The 1,332-nt window shown below is 43.3% G+C and carries 1 protein-coding gene; it reads left to right on the top strand.

Going from position 1 to position 1,332, the window contains the following annotated elements:
- Window positions 1–15: 15 nt before the first annotated feature.
- Window positions 16–1,047, top strand: a complete 1,032-nt coding sequence (locus tag IEV16_RS13275) for an IS110 family RNA-guided transposase (protein WP_188366202.1) — start codon at window positions 16–18, stop codon at window positions 1,045–1,047.
- Window positions 1,048–1,332 lie beyond the last annotated feature (285 nt).

Raw genomic sequence — 1,332 nt, 5'->3', positions numbered from 1 at the left:
CCGGAGACATTCATCATGAAACATTGTAAATTATTATCTATCGACCTGGCAAAAACTGTTTTTCAATTATGTGGCATGGATTTGAACAACCATGTCATATTAAACAAAAAAGTTACCCGAAGAAAGTTGGTTGAATCAGTCCTTCAAGTTAAACCAGATGCCATCGTTATGGAGTCATGCTATTCTGCCAATCATTGGGGCAGACAATTCCAGGCATTGGGATTCAAAGTGAAACTGATTCCACCGCAGCATGTAAAACCGTTCGTTAAAGGCAACAAGAATGATCACCATGATGCGGTGGCTATCTGTGAAGCAAGTTTGCGTCCAAATATTCATTTTGTACCAGTAAAAACCTTTGAACAACAAGACTTACAAGCCATGCACCGCATCAGACAGCGGTTAATTCGTGACAGAACCTCATTGGTAAACCAAACCAGAGGCCTACTATCGGAATATGGCATCATCATGACCCGTTCCTACCATGTTATGAAAACTCAGCTACCATTGATTATTGAAGACATGAGCAATCAATTATCATTCCTAATGCGCGAAATGCTTAATGACATGCTGGATGAATTACGAATATCCAACCACAAAATTGAAGTCATAGAACAAAAAATAGAACAAACCGCTGCCGCACATCCACAATACCAACCAATTATGCAAATCCCAGGTATCGGCTTAATCACGGCATCAGCCATATTGGCTCAGGTGGGTGATGCCAAACAGTTCAAAAGTGCCAGAGGCTTTGCTGCATGGCTGGGACTAACACCAAAGCATCAGGCCAGTGGTACCAAAATCGTTAACCAGGGCATGTCCAAACGGGGTGACAGGTACTTGCGGACACTGCTGATACACGGTGGCAGAATTGTTTTGAGCACCTTTAAACAAGACTGTACGCTCAAAAGGTTTGCCAAACAAGTCGAACAAAGGCGAGGTAAACACAAAGCTGTCGTAGCCACAGCCCATAAAATGGCCAGAATCATTTGGGCGGTATTGAACAAAGGTCAAGCCTATAACCCAGAGTACACATTAACCCAAAAGTAAAAACTAACCAACCAAGTCAGCAAGCATGATGAACAACAGGTAACCCGACCTGACTTTAAACTGATCTAGGACAAGGCCATCAAGGCCGAGTGCATGATAAGAAAGTCAGGTTCGGATCTCATCAAGGCCAGAGGCTACAAAATGACCTCACAAACAGGCCGGATATATGTCCGAAACCATTGTTTATAATCAAAACTGATAAGGTTATAAATGGGGCGCTGCCCCAAACCCCGCTGCTCGGCGCAGCGCCGTGGGTAAGTGTATGAGGTGATATTATGAATAATT

The organism is Marinicella pacifica, from assembly GCF_014636635.1.
GTDB classification, from domain to species: Bacteria; Pseudomonadota; Gammaproteobacteria; order Xanthomonadales; family Marinicellaceae; genus Marinicella; species Marinicella pacifica.
Note: the sequence above shows the minus strand (reverse complement) of the source record. Positions and strands in the feature narration are given on the sequence as shown.

Coding starts and splice junctions, on each gene's coding strand:
- IEV16_RS13275 (WP_188366202.1), top strand. CDS start 16: ATGAAACATTGTAAATTATTATCTATCGACCTGGCAAAAACTGTTTTT.